The following is a 232-nucleotide window of genomic DNA, read 5'->3' as shown; positions in this document are numbered from 1 at the left end:
AGAAACACTGACGAAAGACGATCAAAGGTCAGCACACCATCCGGCTTCGGATAATCGATCTTCTTGTGCTTTGCTGCTGGCTCAAGGCTTTGCGCATCGTTCTTCCCATGCTTCAGCGTACCAAAGAATGAGAAGCCAAACAGCTGATTGGTCCACATATCAAGACCACCGAGAGCAACACCCATAACCGTTCCGAGCTTCGACCAGAGCGGCTTCACATTGCGGACCTTCT

1 pseudogene is annotated in these 232 nt (G+C 50.9%); it reads right to left on the bottom strand.

Going from position 1 to position 232, the window contains the following annotated elements:
• Positions 1-232, bottom strand: a pseudogene (locus tag QSJ70_RS27625) (electron transfer flavoprotein-ubiquinone oxidoreductase); the annotation flags it as partial.

The sequence above is a fragment of the Brucella sp. NBRC 12950 genome (assembly GCF_030268145.1).
In the GTDB taxonomy this organism is placed as follows: domain Bacteria; phylum Pseudomonadota; class Alphaproteobacteria; order Rhizobiales; family Rhizobiaceae; genus Brucella.
Note: the sequence above shows the minus strand (reverse complement) of the source record. Positions and strands in the feature narration are given on the sequence as shown.